Annotated in this window: 4 protein-coding genes; 2 read left to right on the plus strand and 2 right to left on the minus strand. The window is 58.4% G+C overall.

Going from position 1 to position 3,457, the window contains the following annotated elements:
* Together glyA and AC2VNK_RS08490 are read right to left on the minus strand one after the other, a co-directional pair.
* Positions 1 to 792, minus strand: a 792-nt coding sequence (gene glyA, locus AC2VNK_RS08485; protein WP_486883454.1) for a serine hydroxymethyltransferase, incomplete at its 3' end; no start/stop codon positions are given.
* A 135-nt stretch (positions 793 to 927) separates the two neighbouring features.
* Entirely contained in the window at positions 928 to 1,707 is a 780-nt protein-coding gene (locus AC2VNK_RS08490) for a hypothetical protein (protein ID WP_291520887.1), read from the minus strand.
* A gap of 194 nt (positions 1,708 to 1,901) precedes the next feature.
* Between AC2VNK_RS08490 and metX the strand changes: the two genes are divergently transcribed.
* The gene (gene metX / locus AC2VNK_RS08495; RefSeq protein ID WP_486883455.1) at positions 1,902 to 3,053 is read left to right on the plus strand and encodes a homoserine O-succinyltransferase MetX; all 1,152 of its coding nucleotides are present in this window, start codon (positions 1,902 to 1,904) and stop codon (positions 3,051 to 3,053) included.
* Positions 3,050 to 3,457, plus strand: a 408-nt coding sequence (locus AC2VNK_RS08500; protein ID WP_486883456.1) for a methionine biosynthesis protein MetW, incomplete at its 3' end; no start/stop codon positions are given. The genes metX and AC2VNK_RS08500, both read left to right, overlap by 4 nt.

Raw genomic sequence — 3,457 nt, forward strand, 5'->3', positions numbered from 1 at the left:
CATCAGTGGCCCCCCCTGTAAACCTGGAAAAATCAGGGAGTTCACCTTCTTGGCATACTGTTCCCGACAGAGGATCAAACCACCGCGGGGTCCGCGCAAGGTTTTGTGGGTGGTGGAGGTGACAAAATCCGCATGGGGCACCGGACTGGGATGCAGACCCGCGGCCACGAGACCGGCAATGTGCGCCATGTCCACCAGCAGATAGGCGCCGATGCTGCGGGCAATCTCACCGATGCGGGCGAAGTCGATAACGCGTGAGTAAGCGCTGGCACCCGCGACGATCATCTTCGGACGTTCCTGCTCCGCCTGCTCCGCCATGGCGTCATAATCGATACGGCCATCTTCCGCGCGCACCCCATAAGCCGCAACCTGAAAGAGTTTACCGGACACGTTCACCTTGGCGCCATGGGTCAGATGGCCACCGTGGGCCAAACTCATACCCATAATCTTATCGCCAGGCTGGAGCACGGAAAGATAGACCGCCTGATTGGCCTGCGAACCGGAGTGGGCCTGGACGTTGGCATGTTCGGCGCCAAAAAGCTCCAAGGCACGGTCAATGGCCAACTGCTCGGCAATGTCCACATACTCGCAGCCGCCGTAGTAGCGCTTGCCCGGATAGCCTTCCGCATATTTATTGGTCAGCACCGAGCCCTGCGCGGCCATCACCATGGGACTGGCGTAGTTTTCAGAGGCGATGAGTTCGACATGATCTTCCTGGCGCCGAGTCTCCTTGCGCATAGCGTCCCATAGTGCAGGATCGAAATCAGCAATGGTCAGGGTTTTGGAAAACATGGCCGAACTCCTTAGAACTTTAGAAAAAATAGGGGTAAACACTAATGGATGCACGCGATCACGGCAAGGGTGAAAAATTGGCGCATGCCATGAATTTCTTTCATCCTATGTCCATGGTCGAGACACGCCTTGGATTCAGATCTTGATGCGCACTGGCTGTGGGTGGCCCTGTAAAACGAACTTCGGTGCCGCCTTTTCTTTCTTGCCACGGCGTGGCCGCTGTTTGTCCGCAAAAATATCCTGATAGGCCACATAAATGACCGGCGGACCAAGCACCCAGACCACCAAACCCAGCCACAACTGCGAGAAGGACGGCATCAATACATTACTGATCAAAATAATCGCCCAGAGGGCGATGAGAGGATCGCGCAGTTCCGGCCGGAAAATCAGCGTTAGGGTAGTTTCCACCTCAGACTCCAGCCAGCCATGTCCTTTGTGCAAGGCCAGGGCTATCCCGAAAAAGGCGGGCGAAAACCAGAAGTAGGGCATGAGCGCGAGGTCGGAAAAACGCTCGCCGAAAGCAAACCACCAGCCCCAAAATCCCTGCCCCAATCCCGATCCGTCATTCCAGGGCATCCGGATCCCCGCGAGAATTCCTCCCATGACCACCACATCCTGGCCAAATTCGAAAATCATGCCAAACACCGCGAACACCATGCCCCACAACACCGCCACATGCAGTGCGTGCCGAATTTGCTGCGGGGTGTATTCCTCCCCCTCACTGCGCCCGGCGATGCGCAGACCGACCAGCAGTCCAAGCGGTGCCAGCGCGTCCATAAGCCAACCCGGGAACGGAATGGCGGTGAAGAGCATAGCCCCTGCGGCGAAGGCGAGCCAAGGCTTGGGGCGCGCCGCCACCAACTCGGCCCCTCCTTCCACCCAGGTCACCATTCGATTCAACCATTTCCAAGCCAAAGCGCTGCTCCCGGACTGAAGGCAATCGAGCTGCGCACCACTCTCGTGCCAGATCGAGACAATCCTTTGCCATTTTAGCCAAGAATATGCGCCATTACAAAAACCGGTTCGCCCAGGCAGTCGCGACGCTATCTTGTGGCCAGCGGCTGGCGCGATTAGACTCTTTCAGCTTTCCCTATAAAACAAAGTGCGCAATGCCAGCAGAAATACCCGCTGATTCCGTAGGACTGGTAACCCCGCAGACCGTGACCTTTTCGGCACCTCTGGAGTTGGAGTGTGGCCGCGCCCTGCCCGGCTACACCCTCAGCTATGAGACCTACGGCACCCTCAATGCACAGCGGAACAATGCCATCCTGCTCTGCCACGCCCTTTCCGGCGACCACCATGCGGCCGGTTACCACAGTATGGACGATCGCAAGCCGGGCTGGTGGGAGCACCTGCTGGGGCCAGGTAAGGCCATGGATACTGAGCGCTTTTTCTTCGTCTGCGCCAACTTCATCGGCTCCTGCAAAGGCTCGACGGGGCCGGCCAGCATCAATCCGGAAACAGGCACACCCTGGGGACTGGATTTCCCCATGGTCACGGTGCGCGACTGGGTGAAGACTCAGGCAGAGCTCGCTGACCATCTGGGTATTGCGCAGTGGGCAGCTGTCGTCGGCGGTAGCCTGGGGGGCATGCAGGTCATGCAATGGACGATGGATTACCCGGAACGCTTGCGTCATGCGGTCGTTATCGCCGCGGCATCCAAGCTCACTGCGCAGAACATTGCATTCAACGAGGTCTGCCGCCAGGCCATCATGACCGATCCGGACTTTCATGGCGGACGCTACTATGCCCACGACACCAAGCCCCGGCGCGGACTGTCACTGGCGCGCATGATCGGACACATCACCTACCTTTCCGACAATGCCATGCGCACCAAGTTCGGCCGCGACACCCGCGGCGGCAAGGCCTTTTCCTTCGGCTTCGACGTGGATTTCGAGGTAGAGAGTTACCTGCGCTATCAGGGCTCCAGTTTTGTTGAGCACTTCGATGCCAACAGTTATCTCTACATCACCAAGGCGTTGGACTACTTTGATCCGGCCAACGCTTTTGGCGGGAATCTGGCCGAAGCGTTCGCCTCAACACAGGCAGCCTTTCTGGTGATCTCCTTCAGTTCAGACTGGCGCTTCTCGCCGGAGCGCTCGCGTGAAATCGTGCAGGCCCTGTACACCTGCAATCGGGATGTCAGCTATACCGAGATTGAGGCGGAGCACGGCCACGATTCTTTCCTGATGCCCATTCCACAATATAGGGCCGTGCTCCGCGCCTATCTGGGGCGCGTTGCTGAAGAGGTGGGAGCATGACTCTGCGTAAGGATCTGGCGATCATTGCCGACTGGATTACGCCGCAAAGCCGCATCCTCGACCTGGGTTGCGGGGAGGGCGAACTGCTGGCCTACCTGCGCGCTGAAAAGGGCGTGCAAGGTTATGGCGTGGAAATTGAGGAGGCGCGGGTGGTGGCGGCCATACGCCGCGGCATACCGGTGATTCAACAGGACCTCGATCAGGGTTTGCGTAATTTTGCCGATCACAGCGTCGATACGGTAGTCCTTTCCCTGACCCTGCAAGCCTCAACCTATCCGCGTGAACTGCTGTTGGAGATGCTGCGGGTCGGACGCGAGGTCATCGTCACCTTTCCCAATATGGGGCACTGGCATGCACGCTGGCAACTGGGTGTCCGTGGCCGCATGCCCATGACAGACGTTTTA

It is taken from the genome of Acidithiobacillus sp. TH-A35, from assembly GCF_057473505.1.